The sequence below is a fragment of the Micromonospora sp. NPDC018662 genome (assembly GCF_044391475.1).
Lineage (GTDB): Bacteria > Actinomycetota > Actinomycetes > Mycobacteriales > Micromonosporaceae > Micromonospora.
Map to the genome: position 1 here is coordinate 285,922 of NZ_JBISAC010000004.1, position 17,754 is coordinate 303,675.

At 73.4% G+C, this 17,754-nt stretch carries 15 protein-coding genes and 1 riboswitch; of the genes, 9 read left to right on the top strand and 6 right to left on the bottom strand.

Features of this window, described 5'->3' with window-relative positions; genetic code table 11:
• Window positions 1-5: 5 nt before the first annotated feature.
• On the bottom strand, window positions 6-644 hold the full coding sequence (locus tag ACH495_RS14860; RefSeq protein ID WP_396858266.1) for an alpha-ketoglutarate-dependent dioxygenase AlkB: 639 nt from the start codon (window positions 642-644) through the stop codon (window positions 6-8).
• 42 nt (window positions 645-686) lie between these two features.
• Window positions 687-2,012, bottom strand: coding sequence for a polysaccharide pyruvyl transferase family protein (locus ACH495_RS14865; protein WP_396858267.1), 1,326 nt, complete (start codon window positions 2,010-2,012; stop codon window positions 687-689).
• A gap of 144 nt (window positions 2,013-2,156) precedes the next feature.
• Between ACH495_RS14865 and ACH495_RS14870 the strand changes: the two genes are divergently transcribed.
• The 5 genes from ACH495_RS14870 (at window position 2,157) to ACH495_RS14890 (ending at window position 8,022) form a co-directional block, all read left to right on the top strand.
• Complete coding sequence (locus ACH495_RS14870; RefSeq protein WP_396858268.1) at window positions 2,157-3,365, top strand: acyltransferase family protein; 1,209 nt, start codon at window positions 2,157-2,159, stop codon at window positions 3,363-3,365.
• Window positions 3,366-3,444: 79 nt separating this feature from the next.
• Complete coding sequence (locus ACH495_RS14875) at window positions 3,445-4,002, top strand: hypothetical protein (RefSeq protein WP_396858269.1); 558 nt, start codon at window positions 3,445-3,447, stop codon at window positions 4,000-4,002.
• 149 nt (window positions 4,003-4,151) lie between these two features.
• Window positions 4,152-4,916: a hypothetical protein gene (locus ACH495_RS14880; RefSeq protein WP_396858270.1), complete on the top strand. Its 765-nt coding sequence runs from the start codon at window positions 4,152-4,154 to the stop codon at window positions 4,914-4,916.
• Between the two features lie 327 nt (window positions 4,917-5,243).
• A riboswitch (cyclic di-AMP (ydaO/yuaA leader) is annotated at window positions 5,244-5,383 on the top strand.
• Between the two features lie 203 nt (window positions 5,384-5,586).
• Window positions 5,587-6,438, top strand: a complete 852-nt coding sequence (locus ACH495_RS14885) for a C39 family peptidase (protein WP_396858271.1) — start codon at window positions 5,587-5,589, stop codon at window positions 6,436-6,438.
• A gap of 702 nt (window positions 6,439-7,140) precedes the next feature.
• The gene (locus ACH495_RS14890) at window positions 7,141-8,022 is read left to right on the top strand and encodes an alpha/beta fold hydrolase (RefSeq protein WP_396858272.1); all 882 of its coding nucleotides are present in this window, start codon (window positions 7,141-7,143) and stop codon (window positions 8,020-8,022) included.
• Here ACH495_RS14890 and ACH495_RS14895 read toward each other — a convergent pair.
• The 4 genes from ACH495_RS14895 to ACH495_RS14910 all read right to left on the bottom strand — a co-directional run bounded on the left by ACH495_RS14895 (window position 8,019) and on the right by ACH495_RS14910 (window position 13,006).
• Window positions 8,019-9,692, bottom strand: a complete 1,674-nt coding sequence (locus ACH495_RS14895; protein ID WP_396858273.1) for a CDP-glycerol glycerophosphotransferase family protein — start codon at window positions 9,690-9,692, stop codon at window positions 8,019-8,021. The genes ACH495_RS14890 and ACH495_RS14895 overlap by 4 nt on opposite strands.
• Window positions 9,693-9,708: 16 nt before the next feature.
• Window positions 9,709-11,208: a D-ribitol-5-phosphate cytidylyltransferase gene (locus ACH495_RS14900; RefSeq protein WP_396858274.1), complete on the bottom strand. Its 1,500-nt coding sequence runs from the start codon at window positions 11,206-11,208 to the stop codon at window positions 9,709-9,711.
• 102 nt (window positions 11,209-11,310) lie between these two features.
• Entirely contained in the window at window positions 11,311-12,111 is an 801-nt protein-coding gene (locus ACH495_RS14905) for an ABC transporter ATP-binding protein (RefSeq protein WP_396858275.1), read from the bottom strand.
• Window positions 12,104-13,006: an ABC transporter permease gene (locus ACH495_RS14910; protein WP_396858276.1), complete on the bottom strand. Its 903-nt coding sequence runs from the start codon at window positions 13,004-13,006 to the stop codon at window positions 12,104-12,106. Before ACH495_RS14910 ends, ACH495_RS14905 begins: the two co-directional genes overlap by 8 nt.
• A 155-nt stretch (window positions 13,007-13,161) precedes the next feature.
• Here ACH495_RS14910 and ACH495_RS14915 point away from each other — a divergent pair, with 155 nt between their 5' ends.
• From ACH495_RS14915 to ACH495_RS14930, 4 genes are all read left to right on the top strand, one after another.
• Complete coding sequence (locus ACH495_RS14915; RefSeq protein WP_281934705.1) at window positions 13,162-13,794, top strand: TetR/AcrR family transcriptional regulator; 633 nt, start codon at window positions 13,162-13,164, stop codon at window positions 13,792-13,794.
• Between the two features lie 131 nt (window positions 13,795-13,925).
• On the top strand, window positions 13,926-15,035 hold the full coding sequence (locus ACH495_RS14920) for a DegT/DnrJ/EryC1/StrS family aminotransferase (RefSeq protein WP_396858277.1): 1,110 nt from the start codon (window positions 13,926-13,928) through the stop codon (window positions 15,033-15,035).
• Window positions 15,032-16,057 carry a Gfo/Idh/MocA family protein gene (locus ACH495_RS14925; RefSeq protein WP_396858278.1) on the top strand — a complete coding sequence of 342 codons (1,026 nt, stop codon included), beginning with the start codon at window positions 15,032-15,034 and terminating at the stop codon, window positions 16,055-16,057. Before ACH495_RS14920 ends, ACH495_RS14925 begins: the two co-directional genes overlap by 4 nt.
• Window positions 16,054-17,730: a glycosyl transferase family 1 gene (locus tag ACH495_RS14930; RefSeq protein WP_396858279.1), complete on the top strand. Its 1,677-nt coding sequence runs from the start codon at window positions 16,054-16,056 to the stop codon at window positions 17,728-17,730. The genes ACH495_RS14925 and ACH495_RS14930 overlap by 4 nt, the downstream gene beginning before the upstream one ends.
• Window positions 17,731-17,754 lie beyond the last annotated feature (24 nt).

The window sequence follows — 17,754 nt, forward strand, 5'->3', positions numbered from 1 at the left end:
CGAGGTCAGGCCACCCCGGCGGGGCGGAACTGGACGCTGACCCGGGGACCGACCGGGCGGGTGGTCTTCGGCACGGCGTGTTCCCAGGTGCGTTGGCAGGAGCCGCCCATCACCACCAGGTCGCCGTGGCCGAGCGGGAAGCGCAGGCCGGGGCCGCCCCCGCCGCGCGGGCGCAGCAGCAGTGGGCGGGGCGCGCCGAACGAGACGATCGCCACCATGGTGTCGGTGTGCGCGGAGCGGCCCTGGGTGTCGCCGTGCCAGGCGACGCTGTCCCGGCCGTCGCGGTAGAGGCACAGGCCGGCGGTGACGAACGGTTCCCCCAGCTCGGGCGCGTAGTGCCGGGTGAGCGCGTCGCGGGCGGCGGTGAGCACCGGGTGCGGCAGCGGCCGGCCGCCGGCGTACCAGCAGAGCAGGCGCGGCACGTCGACAGCGGTGTCGTACATGGTGCGGCGCTCGGCCCGCCACGGCACGTCGTGCCGGAGCGTGTCGAGCACCGCGTCGGAGCCCCGCACCCAGCCCGGCAGGTGGTCGACCCAGGCACCCCGGCTCAGCTCGTGCCGGCGCACTCGGCCGGCGAGCGGACCGAGGGTCGGCCCGTGCTCGGTCAGGTCGAGCATCGAGGGCTGGTACGCGACGTCGGACACGCCCGCCATCGTACCCCGACGCTCGAACAGGCGTACGACGGATCAGCGCCGCAGCATCCGGCGGACCGGGTCCGGGACGGCCTGCTTGATCCGCTCGCGCAGCCCCTGCGCGCGCAGTGCGCGGACGGTGTCGGCGAGCTTGCGGTTCTCGTCGCGGAGCCGCTCGATGCGGGTCAGCAGCTCGGCCGGCGGGGTGGCGGCGGCCGGGCGGACGGCCGGCGGGAACACCGTCTCCGCGACCCGCCTGTCGAACGCCGCGGCGCTGTCGCCGTCGGCGAACGAGGTGCCGAGGTCGTGCTTGGCGAGGAACGCGGTGATGGTGTCGAAGCGGGCCCGGTGGCCCTCGGTCAGCGTGGTGTAGTCGGCCTCCGCGTAGAGGTCGGCGGCGTCGACGTCGGCCGGCACGTCCCGCATGATCCGATGCGGGATGCCGAAGTAGCGGGCCAGCTCCAGGGTGCGCGAGTCGTGCGCGAAGAGGTAGCCGGGGGTGCCGGCGACCAGCGCCGTGATGGTGCCGTGGATGCGGGTGCCGAAGTTGAAGTCGAAGCCGGACAGGTGCGACATCCAGGTCCACGGGTCGACGAACATCCGCACCTTGTCCTCGACGAAGAGCGGGTGCGAGGTGTGCAGCGGCATCTCGCTGCTCTTGCCCCGGTGCTCGGGCGCGTCGCCGTAGAGCAGCGTGCCGAGCGTCCGCAGGTCCTGCGGCACGTAGCACAGGTTCGGGTAGCGCTCCCGGTGGTGGCGGACGACCGGGGCCATCGACGAGACGTACGGGGAGATGGTCAGCGCGATCCGGGCGTCGGTGGTCAGCTCCGGCCGGGTCTTCGCCAGCCGGAAGTCGGCGCCGTGCAGGAACATCGACGGGCAGCCGATCTGCTCCACCGCGGAGAAACCGAGCGTACGCAGGTAGCTCTCGGTGATCTCGCCGCGTACCCCGATGCTGTGCGACCGGTCGAGCACCGCCCGGCAGAACGCGCTCACCGGCTCGTCGATCTGGCGGAGGTACTCCCGGTCGCCGTCGACGTTCGTCTGCACGCCGACGCCGAGCACCACCACCGGGATCTTCAGCCGCTCGATCAGCCGGGTCATCGGTTCGAGGCGGTTGATGAAGCTGCGGCGGAACGCGTTGGCCAGCGGAACGACGAAGGCGTCGTACCGTTCGTTGATCTCGTCGGCGTCGCGCGGGTCGGCGAGCTTCCGGGTCGACGTGACCTCCGCCGTGGAGGTGGCCAGCAGCTTGTGGGCGGCGTGGCTGAAGACCAGGTTGCCGGTGTTGTCGCTGATCCAGTTGCCGGCGAAGGTCTCCTCGGGCGTCAGGACGTCGAACGGGCCCTTGCGGGCGCGGAGGAGGATCCGCTGGTGCATCCGGTTGCTCACCTTCCGTACGGGCGCGGTGGGCCGGGTGGGCCCCGCCGGGCAGGAACGGAAATCCTATCCGCCGTTCGCCGGGACCAGCCCACACGCCGCCGCGCCGGAGGCTGCCCCTTACCACCCGGTAAGGTGCCCGGGATGACCAGTGCCCCGACCACCACCCGTGCTCCGCGTCTGCCGTCGCTGACCGGGCTGCGGTGGATCGCGGCCCTGCTGGTCTTCGGCTTCCACGCGGGCACCATGCGGATCATCGCGGAGCCGCAGTGGAAGGCGGTGCTGGACAAGACGTTCAGCCTGGGGCTCTCCGGCGTCGAGTTCTTCTTCATCCTCAGTGGATTCGTGCTGGTCTGGTCGTACCGGGACGGCGAGTCGGGGCGGACGTTCCTGCGCCGCCGGGTCGCGAAGATCTACCCGAACCACGTGGTGACGTTCCTGGCGGCGCTGGCCGTGGCGGCCTGGTTCGCCGACCCGGTCCTGCCGTGGGCCGCGATCGGCAACCTCTTCCTGGTCCAGGCGTGGATCCCGCTCAACGGCTACTTCTACAGCGTCAACAACGTGAGCTGGTCGCTCTCCTGTGAGCTGGCCTTCTACCTGTGCCTGCCGCTGGTGGTGCCGTGGCTACGCCGGGCGCGTACCGGCGCGCTCCGGGCCCTGCTGGTCGCGGCGCCGCTGCTCATCCTGGCGCTCTGGCCCGGCCAGCACCTGGTGCCCGAGGAGCAGCGGTGGTGGTTCACCCAGATCTTCCCGGTCACCCGCTCGTTCGAGTTCTGGATGGGGGCGGCCGCCGCCGAGCTGATGCGCCGCCACCGCTGGCGGGGCCCCAACCTCACCGTGGCCAGCCTGCTCTTCGTCGCCACCTGGGTGGTCGCCGCGCTGTGGATCCGGGCCGAGTTCTGGGCCGCGCTGCTCGCCATCGCGTACCTGCTGGTCATCGCCGCGGCGGCGGACGCCGACGTGCGGGGCCGGCGGACCCCGTGGCGGTCCCGCCCGATGGTCTGGCTCGGTGAGGTCTCGTTCGCGTTCTACCTGGTCCACGTGCTGGTCATGGTGACCGTGCTGCGGCTCACCGGCGACTGGGGCACCGGCCTGCCCGGGTGGCGGGGCCCGCTCGCGGTGCTCGGCTTCCTGGTGCTCACCCTGGCCCTCGCCGCCGCGCTGCACCGCTGGGTGGAGGTGCCGATGATGCGCCGCCTCGGCCCGTCGCGCCGGGCCCGTCGCGGCGCGACCGCCGCCGCGCCGACACCGGGCGTGCCCGCACCGCGGCCGGCCGCCGACGACGCCGGCGCGGCGCCCGCCGGGGAGCCGGACCGTTCGATCGAGTACGCCGGGCGGCGCCGGCCGGACTGAGCGGTCCACCCTGGTCGACGGCGTCGCGACACGCCGGGCGACGATGCGCCGTGGCGGGATTGGCGGTAATTTGTCACTCGTGGCTCCGATCGCGCTCACCTGTCCCGTGTGGTGGGTGGCGCGCTGGGCCGCCCGGATGCTGGCCAGCCTGGCCGTGGTCGTCGCCTTCTCGCTGGGCGCCGCCACGCTGCCGGCCGGCGTGTCCGCGATCGCACCCGCGGCGGCCGGTCCGGTCGCCGGTCTGACGTCCGGCCCATCACCGGCTGGCCACTCCGTCGCCGATCCGCGCGCCGACATCGTTGCCGGCGTTCCCGTCGTCGGCCGGCAGACCGACGCCGTTGTCGGCGTATCCGTCGTCGGCGGGCCTGGCGACCCCGTCGTCGAGCGGCGGAGCGGCGCCGTCGTCGAGCGGCGGAGCGGCACCGTCGTCGAGCGGCAGAGCGGCGCCGTTGCCGAGCGCCAGAGCGGCGCCGTTGCCGAGCGGCAGAGCGTTCCCGTCGTCGGTCGGCAGGGGAGCCGCGTCGGCGTTCCCGAGCCGCAGCCGGCGGGCAATGCCGCGCCCCCGACCGGGCGGCACCCGTTCCCGGCCGGTCAACCGCCGGCGCCGGCCGGTCCGCGAGCCCCGCCCGCCCGCTGACCCGCCACGGGCCCCGGCCCGTGACCGCATCCACCGAACCTCACCCCGCACCCGCCCCTCGGCGGCCCGGCGGCGCCCGTACCCGGCCGCGCCCCGCTCCGACCGGCCGTGCGGAGTTCCCCGCCACTGTCTCCCGTGAGGTGCCGACCATGTCGCAGACCGTTCTCCTCAACTTCCTCACCGCCGTCCCCGAGGCCGCCGCCATCTGGTCGGCCCTGACCGTGCTCGCCCTCGTCCTGCTCGCCGTGTTGGTCGCGCGCCCGGAACGCGACGGCGCGGCGGAGCCGGCACCCGACCCGGTCGACGCGGAGGCGCTCCACCGCGCCGACCTCGCCCGGTACGCCGACGAGGTGGCGGTGGCCGCCGCCGGCGCCGCGCAGACCGCCCGCCGACGGCGCGAGCAGTGGCTGGCCGCCCAGGACGAGGCGGACCGGGCCTGGACGGCCTACGACGAGTCGGACGCCGCCGCCCGCCGCCTGGCCGGGGCCGGCGCGCTGCCCGCCCCGCGCACGCCCCGCACCCCCACCGAGTACGCGGCGCGTGAGCGCTGGCTGCACCACGCCGCCATGGCGGCGCACTGGCGAGGCGAGCTGACCGCCCGCCAGCTCGCCGACGTGCTGGCCCACCGCAACGGGTGGGACCCGCGCCGGCACCCGGCCGAGCAGGAGATCGTGCTGGCCCGGACCGTCCGCGACGGGCGACGGGCCGGCTGGGAGGCGGCCGCCGAGCGGGAACGCCAGGCCTGGCGGGACGCCGAACTGGCCGCCGAGGCGGCCCGGACGCTCGCCGCCGAGGCGTGGGCGGCCGCCACGGCGCGGTGGCCGGCGCCGGCGTCCCGTGTCCCGACGGCGACCCGTGTCCCGGTCCCGGCAGCCGTGCGGGGGGCCCGCTGGCGTCCGGCCCGCGTCGGCTGAGCGCGCGCGCCGGGAGACCCCACGGGCGAACGTCGACCGAATCGTTACCCGGAAGCGGTGAGGCTGCTCACCGGCGCTGCCCGTCGGCCACCGTCGGGATCGATGGCCCCTGCTGCGCCCGCTGCCCGTTTCTGCGCCCGCCGGATGCCCGTTTTCCGCCGGTCGGCGCCGACGCAGCCGCTTGTCCCATTGAGTGAAGTCAGTAACCGGCTGTTCCGAATCCGTAGTCGCCGAGCACGTTTACGCAGGTGGCAGCGCTTGGCAGGGCGTGTACCCACCGGTAGTGTCGGCGCGTCCGGTGCGGTTCTCGATCGCAATTGGCGACGCCGTGCCGACCCGCCTAATCGTGCATACGAACCGGGGACCCAAGCGCAACACCGGGGTGAATCCGCGAGCCACGGCCGCGGTAGGGCGTACTTCCCGCCCGAATCCGTCAGCTAACCCGGTCGGCGGACACGGAAGGAGTTCCATCCTCGTGCCCACCACCCCCCGAACGTCCCCCCGCCTCCACGGCCTCGGGGTGCCAGCGCTCGCCTGACCCGCGACGCGCGCCAACCCCTGTCCGCCCGGCATCCCGGGCGACGTCCCGTGGCCGTTCCGCCCGCCAGCGTGTGTGAGTTCCTCCGCGCGCGGGGCCGGTGCGTGCCGCCCACCCCCGTGGAGGAAACCCGTGAAGCACCACCTGAAGCGTCAACTGCGTCGCCTCGCGACCCAGCGCCCGTACCAGATCATCGCCGGTTCGGCCGCGGCCCTCGTGCTGGCCGGCGGCACCGGTGCCGCCCTGGCCGCCGCCGACGACGCGCCGGCCCGGCCGGAGAACACCGCCGCGGTGGCGGAACTCGGCTCCCGGCTGGGTGACACCGCCAGCCGCGGTGAGGCGCGGATCGCCGTCCCGTCACCGAGCACGTCACCCAGCGCCGCACCCAGTCGCGCGCCCAGCGCGTCGCCCACGGCCACGCCGTCGGCGAAGGCCGCCGACCCGGACACCGCGACCCGCAAGGCCACACCGAAGCCGCCGTCGAGCAGGGTGCTCGACTACGACTACCAGGCGCAGACCACCTACTACTACTGCGGCCCGGCCGCGGTGCGGAACGCGCTCAGCGCCACCGGTATCGAGCGCAGCCAGGACACGCTCGCCGCCGCGCTCGGCACCACCGAGATGGGCACCAACTCGGCCGAGGACACCACCCGGGTGCTCAACCAGCAGGTCAAGGGCGATCCGTACCGGACCCGCATGATCCCCGGTGTGGCCACCCGGGCCCAGATCGACCGGCTCCAGGCCGACGTGGTCAACGCGGTCGGCAACGGCCGGGCGGTGGTCTCGAACATCGTCGGGGACGCCACCGACACCGACGGCGGCTGGCACTCGTTCCCGGGCGGCCACTACATCGCCGTGGTCGGCTACAAGAACGACGGCCGCACCGTGCGGATCGCCGACTCGGCCGACCCGTCGCTGCCGTCGTACTGGGTCAGCACCATCGACCTGGCGAACTGGATGGCCACGCGCGGTTACTCCGCCTGACCGTACGCGTGAAGGCCGGCACCCTTCCGGGTGCCGGCCTTCGCGTTCCTTAGCTGTTCCAGTGGCCTGCTTCTCCCACTGCGCGTACGCGTCGGGGTAGGCCGACACCTGGACGGGCTGGGCGGCCTTGGTCAGCGGCATGTCCTGCCAGCCGTCGACCTGCTTCAGACCCTTCAGGAACAAACCCCAGGGGCACGGGCGTACAACGCCGCACCCCCGTCGGCGATTCCGCCGTCAGGATGCCGCCCACCACCGCCAAACCGGACAAATCATCCACTTGACCCCGATCGGCGGCACGCCACCGGCGTCCCAACAGCCTTGTGGGGCACCTCGGGGCCGCCCAGACACCCACACCGTTCCACCCGCCGCCCGCCACCATCATGAGTGGAACGCCATGGGTGTCTCAGGGCCGCGTAGACACCCATGGTGTTCCACCCAGGCACCCGGGGCGCGTTCGGTGGAACGCTATGGGTGTTTCAGGGCTCCTGGGTATCCAAGGTGTCCGAACCGGCGAGGAAAATCCGCCCGAACCCACCCGGCCCTCTAGCAGGCTTCACCTGGCCTCGCCGGGCGGGCGATCATGAAGTTGACAGTGGGTGGTGTCCGGTTTGTCAGGGGACAACCTCATGATCGACGCGGAGGTGGCGGGCTCGGGGAGGACGGTCTCGCGCCGGGTGTCCGCGCGGTGGCAGACTGCGGCGTATGGGCGATACGAGGGGGAACCGTCACCTGGTGCTCCTGCACGGCATGGGCGCCACCGGCGAGGTGTGGTTGCCCTGGGCGCCACTGCTGGAGCGCCGCTGGCCGGGGCGCTGGATCGCCCCCGATCTGGCCGGCCACGGCTGGTCGCCGCCGCTGCCCGGATATTCCTTCGCGGCCCTGGCCCGGCGCGTCATGGACGGGCTCGACGCGGTCCGGCTCAGCCCGGGGGACCGCCTGGTGCTGCTCGGGCACTCGCTCGGCGGCGTGGTGGCGCTGGCGCTGGCCGCGCGGCAGCGGCACCTGCCGGTCGACGCGGCGGTCGGGCTGGGCATCAAGGCGGTCTGGTCGCCGGCCGAGCTGGCCAAGGCGGACGAGTTGGCCGCCCGGCCGGTGACCTGGTTCGCCACCCGCGACGAGGCGGCCCGTCGCTACCTGCGGGTCGCCGGGCTCGCCGGCCTGTTCGCCCCCGACCACCCGGTGGTCGACGCGGGGCTGCGGCGGGAGGACGGCCGTGGACAACGCGGGCATCCCGGCGGCGGACACCGGGGCGACGGCGGTGGACAACGCGGGTATCCCGGTGGCGGACACCGGGGCGACGGCGGTGGACAACGCGGGCATCCCGGCGGCGAGCACCGGGGTGACGGCCGGTGGCGACTGGCCATGGATCCGGCCGCGTTCGCGGTGGGGGAGCCCGACCTGCCCGCCCTGCTGGCCGCCGTCGACGTGCCGGTGCTGCTGGCGCGCGGCGAGACGGATCCGATGGTGACCGACGCGCAGCTCGAGGCGTTGGGCGTGCCGGTGGCCACCCTCCCCGGGCTGGGCCACAACGCGCACGTGGAGGACCCGGCGGCGGTGCTCGCCCTGCTCGACCCCTACCTCTAGGCCGTACGCGGCGCCGGGACGGCCCGGTGCGGTTCCAGCTCGCGGCGGGCGGCGGCCAGGAACGCCTCGGCGTAGCCGTCGACGGGGAAGTCGCCCAGGTAGCGGGTCCGCGCCGTCCAGCGCTGCGCGGCCTTCGGGTCGGTGTCGAGCAGCGCGGCGAGCACGTCGTCCACGTTGGACATGTCCCGGCGCAGCACGTAGCCGGAGGCGGCGAGCGGGAACCGCTCGACGAAGTGCGCGCCGTCGGCGCCGGTGTCGGTGACCGCGTACGGCTTGCCGGAGTAGAGCCAGTCGGAGATCACCCCGGAGACGTCGGAGACCAGCGCGTCGGCGCGGTTGACGCACTCGGTGAGCGTCAGGTCACGAGCGGCTGCCGCGCCCCACAGGTGGGGTCGGCCGGTCTTCGCCTTGTCGGCGGCGAGCAGCTCGGTGAGGCGGGCGAGCTGCCGGGCCGAGGCCGGGTTCCGGTCGGTGTAGGGGTGGGCGCGCAGGATCACCACCGCGCCGCGGTCGATCAGCCGGCGGATCAGCGTCTCGGCCACCGGCAGCGAGCAGTAGTTGGCGTCGGCGTGGTGCCCGGTCCAGGTCGGGGTGTAGAGGACGGTCGGGTGCGCCGACGCGGGCGCCGGCTCCCGGCGTACCTCGATGGCCTCGACCTGGGGGCGGCCGACCACGACGAACTTCTCGGCGGGGATCTCCACGCCGGCCCGGGCGTACCTGTCGATCGCCGCCTGGCCGGCCACGAAGATCTTGTCGAAGATCGCCGACACCGGGTTGGCGCTGGGCGCCTTGTCGCTGTCGCCGTGGTGGAGCTGCACGTGGGTGAGCTGGTGGAAGCGGATGCAGTGGGCGTTCTTCGCGCCGTGGTTGACGTAGAACGCCGCCCGCAGGCTGGGCACCAGCGCCTCGTCGAGCGCCTTCAGGGTGGGGCAGAGGACCACCGGCGCGCGGGTGGCGGCGGCCACGGTGGACAGGAACTCCGGCTCGCGCACCACCACCAGGAACGGCCGGCCGATCCGCTCCAGGTAGGGCAGCCACATGGTGACCTGGTACTCCGAGCCGGGCGGGGCGGAGAAGTGCAGCACGAACTCCGGCTGGTGGCGGCGTAGCGCCCGGCCGACCGGGCCGCCCCCGGCCGGCGGCCGGAACCGGCGCCGGGCGAGGTCGACCGCGATCGCGGCGCAGCCGGCGCCGACCAGCAGCGTGGCGGCGAGCGGCAGCCACGCCGGCAGCGTCAGCGCGGCGGCGAGCGCCACCAGGGCGAGCAGCGCCAGCAGCGCGTCGCCGAGCCGGGCGGCGACCAGCGGCGTCCAGGAGCGGACCGGCAGGTTGGCCGCCCGGATCTCCAGCGCGCCGGCCTGCCGCAGCGGGCCGACCAGCAGCACCAGGCCGAGCAGGACCAGCGCGGTGGCGGCCAGCGCGGGGTCGAACCCGTCGTCGGCCCGGCGGGCGTAGCCGACCAGGATCCCGGCGGCCACCAGCACCGTCTCGACGAGCCCGTCGGCGCTGGGCCGGACCCGGCGCTCCCAGGCGGTGGCGGCCAGCGCGGCCACCGCCACGGCCAGGCCGACGCCGGTGGCGCCGGTGAGCGCCACGACGAGGAACGCCAGCACCGCCAGCCCGCTGGTCAGCACCCGGGCGAGCAGCTTCCGGACCAGGTCACCACGCATCTGCACGTCCCTCGGGTCAGGCGCGGGTGGACAGTTCGGACCGGTGCGCGCCGGGCTGCGCCGGCACGTCGGCCACCGGCTCGCCGGGCGCCCGCCGGACGTCGACCACCTGACCGGTCAGCTCGGAGATCAGCACGTCCAGGGACGCCTGGGCGACCGCCTCGGAGGCGAGCAGCGTGTGCTCCGGCTCCTCGCCGAACGCCTTGGTGCGCATCGGGGTGGCGGTGCGTTCCGGGTTGACGCAGTTGACCCGTACGCCGAACTCCGCCCACTCGTCGGCGAGCGCCTGGGTGAGGTTGACCAGCGCGGCCTTGGTGGCCGAGTAGAGCGCGTAGCGGGCCCGGCCCCGGGTGTAGGAGCTGGACGTGTAGAGCAGCAGCTGTCCCTTGGTCTGCTGGAGGTACGGCAGCGACTGGCGGGCGATGGTGACCGGCCCGACGAAGTTGACGTGCAGGAGACGGTCCATCGTCTCGTCGTCCATCTCGGCGAGCGCGCCCTTCTCCAGGATGCCGGCGGTGACCACCACGTGGTCGATCCGGCCGGTCGCCTCGAACGCGGTCTTCAGCGCGGCGGCCACGTCCTCGGCGCGTTCCACGTGGGTGCCGGTGCTGGACCGGCTGAACGGGAAGACCTGGGCGCCGTAGCGGCGGGCCAGCTCGGTGAGGTCGTGCCCGATGCCGTAGCTGCCGCCGAAGACGACGATGGTCCGGCCGGTCAGCTCCTCGGCGTAGCCACGGTGGGTCAGCCGGGGCGCCTGCGCGGCGGCGAGTTGGAACAGCTTGTCGGCCAGGTGCACGTCGACCGGGTGGGTGACCTTGATGTTCTCGTCCGAGCCGTCGATCACCTTGATCGGCGTGCCGGGCAGGTAGCGCAGCACCACGCCGCAGTCGTCGGTGGCGGCGAAGTCGCTGTCGCCCTCGGCCCGCCGGTACGCCTCCCGGATGGTGCCGGAGCGGAACGCCTGCGGGGTCTGGCCGCGGCGCAGGCGGGACCGGACCGGGATGTCGGTGATGCAGTCGTCCGCGTCGACCTGGACGATCGTGTCGGCGGAGGGGATGGCCACGTCGACCGCCGAGTAGCTCCAGAGCGCGTTCACGCACTCGCGCACGATCCGCGCGCTGACCAGCGGCCGGACCGCGTCGTGGAAGAGGATGTTGACGTCGCCCTCGCCGACCGCGTCGAGCGCGATCCGGGTGGTGTCGTTGCGCGTCTCGCCGCCCTCGATCACCTTGGTGACCTTGCGGAAGCCGGCGCCGGCGACGATCCGCTCGGCGTCCGGCACGTGGCCGGTGGCCATCAGCACGATGATCTCGTCGATCTCCGGCGCGGCCTCGAAGACGGCCAGCGTGTGCTCGATGATCGGCTTGCCGGCGATCTTCAGCAACTGCTTCGGGATGCCCAGGCCCAGGCGGGTCCCGGTGCCCCCGGCGAGGATCACGGCCACCGTACGCGTGGGGCGCCAGGGTGCCGGGTTCGCCGGCGCGGCGTCCGGTGCGGTGGTGTGGTCCTGCGTCATTGCCGTACCTCACTCTGGGTGAAGGGGATGGGTCCGGAAACCTTAACGCGTACGGCGGAGCGCACCGCCCGGACGGATCCCGGGTCGGTGCGCTCCGGCGGGTTACTTCTGGTTCTCGTAGGCGTCGCAGACCTCCTGGGTGGGGCCGTCCATCCGCAGGACGCCGCTCTCCAGCCAGATGGTCCGCTCGCAGGTGTCCCGGATCGAGCCGATCGAGTGGCTGACCAGGAAGACGGTGCCGGCGCTGTCGCGCAGCTCCCGGACCCGCTGTTCGCTGCGGGCCCGGAACTTGCGGTCGCCGGTGGCCAGCGCCTCGTCGATGAGCAGCACGTCGTGCTTCTTCGCCGACGAGATGGCGAAGCGCAGCCGGGCACCCATGCCGGAGGAGTAGGTGCGCATCGGCAGCGAGGCGAAGTCACCGCGCTCGTTGATCCCGGAGAACTCGATGATCTCCGGGGCGATGCGCTTGACCTCCTCCGGCGGCATGCCCATGGCCAGGCAGCCGAGCACCACGTTCCGCTCGCCGGAGAGGTCGTTGAGCAGCGCGGCGTTCACGCCGAGCAGGGACGGCTGGCCCTGGGTGTAGACCGCGCCCCGGGCCGGCGGGAGCAGGCCGGCGATGGCCCGCAGCAGTGTCGACTTGCCGGAGCCGTTGCTGCCGATCAGGCCGATGGCCTCACCCTCGTACGCGGTGAAGCTCACCCCCTTGACGGCGTGCACCTCGCGGATGTTCGGCGCCTTGGTGCGGGAGACGATCCGCTTGAGCGCGGAGACCGGGGTGGTGCCGCCGGCGGCGCCCTTGTGGATCCGGTAGATCACGTGCACGTCGTCCACCACCACGGTGGGGACGCGGCCCGAGTCGGTCACGGTGCCGGCGTTCACCGGCAGGGTCTGCTCAGCCACGGCCGTACTCCTTCTCTCCGCGCCAGAAGTAGACGAACCCGCCGACGCCCATGACGACCGCCCAGAACACGCCGAGCGCCCAGAGCTTCGGCGGGGAGCTCACCATGTTGGGCTGGTGGGAGTCGAGCAGCGCGTAGCGGGCCAGCTCGATGAAGACCAGCGGCGGGTTCCACTCCAGGATGCTGGCCGCCCACGACGGCAGGTGCTCGCGCAGCAGCGCCACCGGGTAGAGCACGCCGGAGGCGTACAGCCAGGTGCGCATCACGAACGGCATGATCTGCTTGAGGTCGGCGACCTTGGAGCCGAGGCGGGCCATGACCATGCTCAGCCCGACGTTGAAGATCGTCTGGAGCAGCAGCATCGGCGGCAGCAGCAGCCACCGGAAGGTGATCGGCTCGCCGGTGAACAGCACGATGGCGGCCAGCACGACCATCGACATGAGCAGCTGCTGGAGCTGCACCAGGGTGACCGTGATCGGCAGCGCGGCGCGCGGGAACTGCAACGCCCGGATCAGCCCCAGGTTGCCGGTGATGGCGCTGGTGCCGTTCGTCGCGGCGGTCTGGGTGAAGATGAAGATGAACACCCCGGTGCAGAGGTACGCGATGAAGTTGTTCACGTTCCGGTGCTGGGCCAGGATCAGGCCGAAGATCAGGAAGTAGACCGCCGCGTTGGTCAGCGGTGTCAGCACCTGCCAGAGCTGCCCGAGCTGGGTGTTGCTCAGCGAGGAGGCGACCTTCGCCCGCGAGTACGCGGTCATGAAGTGCCGGTACGCCCAGAGCCGGCGGGCGTACTCGCCCAGGGGTGGTCGTTCCCCGGCCACCCGCAACCCGTACCGCCCGGCCAGTTGGGCCCGGGTCAGTTCGGATTCGGGGTCGGCCACCGCGGTGTTGGCCATGATCAGGCGCTCCGATCTTTTCGTGCCGATGGGGAGCAGTGCGGTGAAGACATCCAGCGTGGCCGGGCGGGGAGGGGCCGCCTCGCTGCTGCATGGAAGGTAGTCCACCGAACGTCGGGACGCAACCGTACCGTCGTTGCGCTACATTGTCCCACGTGACGACCGAGAAGAGGCGTGCCCCGGCCGGCGCGGCGGTGCTGCGCGGCGAGATAACCAGCGCCATCCGCACCGCCGTGATGCAGGAGTTGGCCCAGGTCGGCTACGGTCGCCTCTCGATCGAGGCGGTGGCCCGCCGGGCCGGGGTGAGCAAGACCGCGATCTACCGACGCTGGCGTTCCAAGCTCGACCTGGTGCTGGACATGGTCTCCGCGGTGGCCGGGCGCAACATCCCGCTGCTGGACACCGGGAGCCTGCTGGGCGACCTGGAGATCCTGCTGCACGTGATGGCGCGTGCGCTGCGTCACCGGCTGGCCGCGCAGATCATCCCGGACCTGCTGGCCGAGGCGGCGCGCAACCCGCAGATCGCCGAGAAGTTGCAGACCGCGCTGGACGACTACCAGCAGGCCGTCGGCCGGATCCTGATCGGCCGGGCGGTGGAGCGTGGCGAGCTGTCCCCGGACACCGACCGGCGGGCCGCGGTCGACCTGATCGTCGGGCCGGTCTACTGGCGGATGGCGATCTCCCGGGCCCCGCTGGAGGCGGCGGAGGTGCCCCGGATGGCCGCCGCGATCGTCGCCGCGCTCCGGGTAGCATGCTTGGGGCCTGCCCGCGACGAGGTGGAAGTGTGAGTCATCCGTCGCATCGTGAACAGCGCGGAACATCCGGTCGGACACTGAGCGCGAACGCAGCGTTTTCCGTCCAGACCGCTACCATCCCCCCGAACGTCCCCCACAGTCACGCGTCGACAGGAGGAAGCCCCATGGCCGGGCCGCATCCAGAGTTCATTCCCCCAGCACGACCGATCATCGGCGAGGCCGAGATCGAGGCGGCTGTCCGGGTGCTGCGGAGCGGCCGGGTGGTGCAGGGCCCCGAGGTCGCCGCGTTCGAGGAGGAGTTCGGCGACCTGGTCGCCGGCCGGCACTGCGTCGCCGTCAACTCCGGCACGTCCGCCCTCCAGCTCACCCTGATGGCGCTCGGCTTCGGCCCGGGTGACGAGGTCATCGTGCCCTCGTTCTCGTTCGCCGCCAGCGGCAACGCGGTCCGGCTGGTCGGCGCCGAGCCGGTCTTCGTGGACATCGAGCCGGGCAGCTTCTGCGTCGACCCGGAGGCGGTCGCCGCGGCGATCACCCCGAAGACGGTCGGCATCATGCCGGTGCACCTCTACGGCCACCCCGCCGCGATGGACCGGATCATGGCGATCGCCCAGCAGCACGGCCTGGCCGTCGTCGAGGACGCCGCCCAGGCGCACGGCGCCGAGCTGAACGGCACCCCGGTCGGCGCGTTCGGCACCGCCGGCTGCTTCAGCTTCTACCCGACCAAGAACATGCACTCCCTCGAGGGCGGCATGATCACCACCGCCGACGCCGGGCTCGCCCGCACGCTGCGGCTGCTGCGCAACCAGGGCATGGAGCAGCGGTACGCCAACGAGATCGTCGGCGCCAACATGCGGATGACCGACGTGGCCGCCGCCATCGGCCGGGTGCAGCTCGGCCAGCTCGACGGGTGGACCGAGCAGCGCCGCGCCAACGCCAAGTTCCTCGACTCCGCGATCACCGGCATGGTCACCCCGCCGGTGGCCGACGGCGCGAAGCACGTCTACCACCAGTACACGGTGCGGGTGACCGGTGACCGCGACGCCGCCCAGGCCCGCCTCACCGAGCTGGGCATCGGCAACGCGGTCTACTACCCGACCCCGATCCACCGGCTCAAGCCCTACCTGAACGCCGACGGCCAGCCCGGCCCGTGGGAGCTGCCGGAGACCGAGCGGGCCGCCGCCGAGGTGGTCTCGCTGCCGGTGCACCCGTCGCTCAGCCAGGCCGAGCTGGAGCGGATCGCCGACGGCGCGAACCAGGCCGGGGGTGCCGCATGAGCGGGCGCAAGCTGCGCGCGGGGCTGATCGGCCTCGGCGCCATGGGGCGCAACCACGCCCGGGTCCTGTCCAACCTGGACGGCGTCGAGCTGGTCGGCATCGTCGACCCGGCCGGTGACACCACCGGCACGCTGCGCGCGCCGGTCATGGCCGAGCTGAGCGATCTGCTGGCGCTGGGCGTCGACTACGCGGTGGTCGCCTGCCCGACCGCGCTGCACGAGGCGATCGGCCTGGAACTGGCCGCCAACGGCGTCTGCGCGCTGATCGAGAAGCCGCTCGCGCAGTCCGTCGAGGCGGCCACCAAGCTGGTCGACGCGTTCGAGACGGCCGGCCTGGTCGCCGGCGTCGGTCACATCGAGCGCTACAACCCGGCGTTGCAGAGCCTGCGTACCCGGCTGGAGGCCGGTGAGCTGGGCGAGGTCTTCCAGGTGGTCACCCGCCGCCAGGGCCCGTTCCCGCACCGCATCGCCGACGTCGGCGTGGTGATGGACCTGGCCACCCACGACATCGACCTGACCGCCTGGGTGACCGGCCAGGAATACACCTCGGTCGCCGCCCGCACGGTCTCCCGCAGCGGCCGGCTGCACGAGGACATGGTCGCCGTGGTCGGCACGCTCGCCGACGGCACCATGGTCAACCACCTGGTCAACTGGCTGAGCCCGCTCAAGGAGCGGTCCACCGTGGTCACCGGCGACAAGGGCTGCTTCGTCGCCGACACGCTCACCGCGGACCTCACCTTCTACGCCAACGCCGCCATCGACACCGAGTGGGAGGCGCTGCGCGCGTTCCGCGGGGTGGCCGAGGGCGACATGGTCCGCTACGCCATCCCGAAGCGGGAGCCGCTGCTGGTCGAGCACGAGCGCTTCCGCGACGCGGTCGAGGGCAAGCAGAGCGACATCGTCACCCTGCGGCAGGGTCTGCGTACCGTGCAGGTGGCGGCGGCGCTGCTGGAGTCCGCGTCCGACGGCAAGGTCGTGTCGGTCGTGCCGAGCGGCAGCGACGCGGAGCCGGCGCTGCGATGAGCCCGGCGCCGGTGCGGCGGACGGTCTCGGCGGTACGGCGGCGGATTCCCCGGCGGTGGCGCATCGCGCTCCGCCGGGCCGCCGCCGGCACGCGGCCCTTCCAGACCCCTTCGGTACGCGAGCTGTGTGAGCTGCCCGCCAACACGCCGCTCCTGGTGCACGCCGGCGGCATCGCGGACGACCGGGCGCTGGACGGGGTGCTCCGCGCGCTGGCCCGGTTGCCCGAGTTCCACCTGGCACTCGTCTGCGACGAGGCCGAGCGGGCGGCGGCCCAGGAGCTGATCGGCCGGGCCGGCAAGGCCCGCCGCCGGGTCCACCAGGTGCCGCGCCCGCCCGCGGTGACCGCCGCGTTCCTCGCCTCGGCTGACGTCGCCGTGTTCGGGTTCGCGCCGGACGCCGGTCTGGCGCTGCTCGACACCTACCTCGCCGCCGGGCTGCGGATCGTCGCGGCGGACAGCCGGGTGGCCCGCGAGCACCTGGCCCGGCACCGGACCGGCGAGGTCTTCGCGCCCGGCTCGCTGCCCTCCTTCGCGAAGGCGGTGGAACGGGCCCGCAGCGGCGACGGGGCGGCCGCACCCGGTGAGCCCGCGGTCGCGCCGATCGAGGCCGGGACCCCGGGCCCCTGGCGGGCGCTCGGCGCCGGTCCGGTCCGGTTGGGGCTGGGCACCGCGAACTTCGCCGGGCAGCTCTCCGCCCTGGCGGTGGCGATCACCGCCGCGCGGGCGGACGTCGGCGTCGAGCTGGTGATGGCCAAGCCGCCGGAGACCTACCGCTACCCGGCCGACCGCTACCTCAACTATCCGGGCGAACACCGGCTCGACGTGCAGACGGAACAGGCCCGCCGGGTGCTCGGCTGGTACACGCACCTGATCGTGGACGCGTTCCGCCCGGTGCTCGGCCGGGCCAACGGCGACGACATCGCCGCCGACCTGCCCGCGTTGCGCCGGGCCCGGCTCAAGGTCGCGCTGCTGGCGCACGGCAGCGAGATCCGCCATCCGGGCGCGCACCTGGAACGACATGCCGAGTCCGCGTTCCGGGACGCGGACCCCGAGCTGCGCGAGCGGCTCACCACGGTGGCCGAGCGGAACCGGCGCACCGCCGAGGAGAGCGGCCTGCCGTTCTTCGTGACCACCCCCGACCTGCTCGACGACGTGCCGTTCGCCACCTGGGCGCCGCTGATCGTCGACGTCGACGGCTGGGCCTGCGACCGCCCGGTGCTGGAACGCGTCCGGCCGGTGGTGCTGCACGCGCCGTCGAAGCGCTGGACCAAGGGCACCGACCGGCTCCTGCCCCGGTTGCAGGCGCTGGACGACCGACGCGTCATCGACCTGCGCCTGGTGGAAGGGCTGCCGCACGACGAGATGCGCCGCCTGGTGCAGGACTGCGACATCGTGGTCGACCAGTTGGTGATGGGCAGTTACGGCACCTTCTCCTGCGAGGGGATGGCCGCCGGCAAGGTCGTCGTGGCGTACGTCAGCGAGGGCCCGCACCGGGCGGCCGGCGTCCAGCCGCCGATCGCCAACGCCACACCCGACACGCTGGTCAAGACGATCGAGTCGCTGCTCGACGACCGGCCCGCCGCGGTCGCCCTCGCCGCGGAGGGCGCGCGTTACGTGCGCGACCACCACGACGGGCGGCGGACCGCCGAGGTCTTCGACGCCTTCCTCCGGTAAGCCCGCCCCCCATCCGTGCCCCGT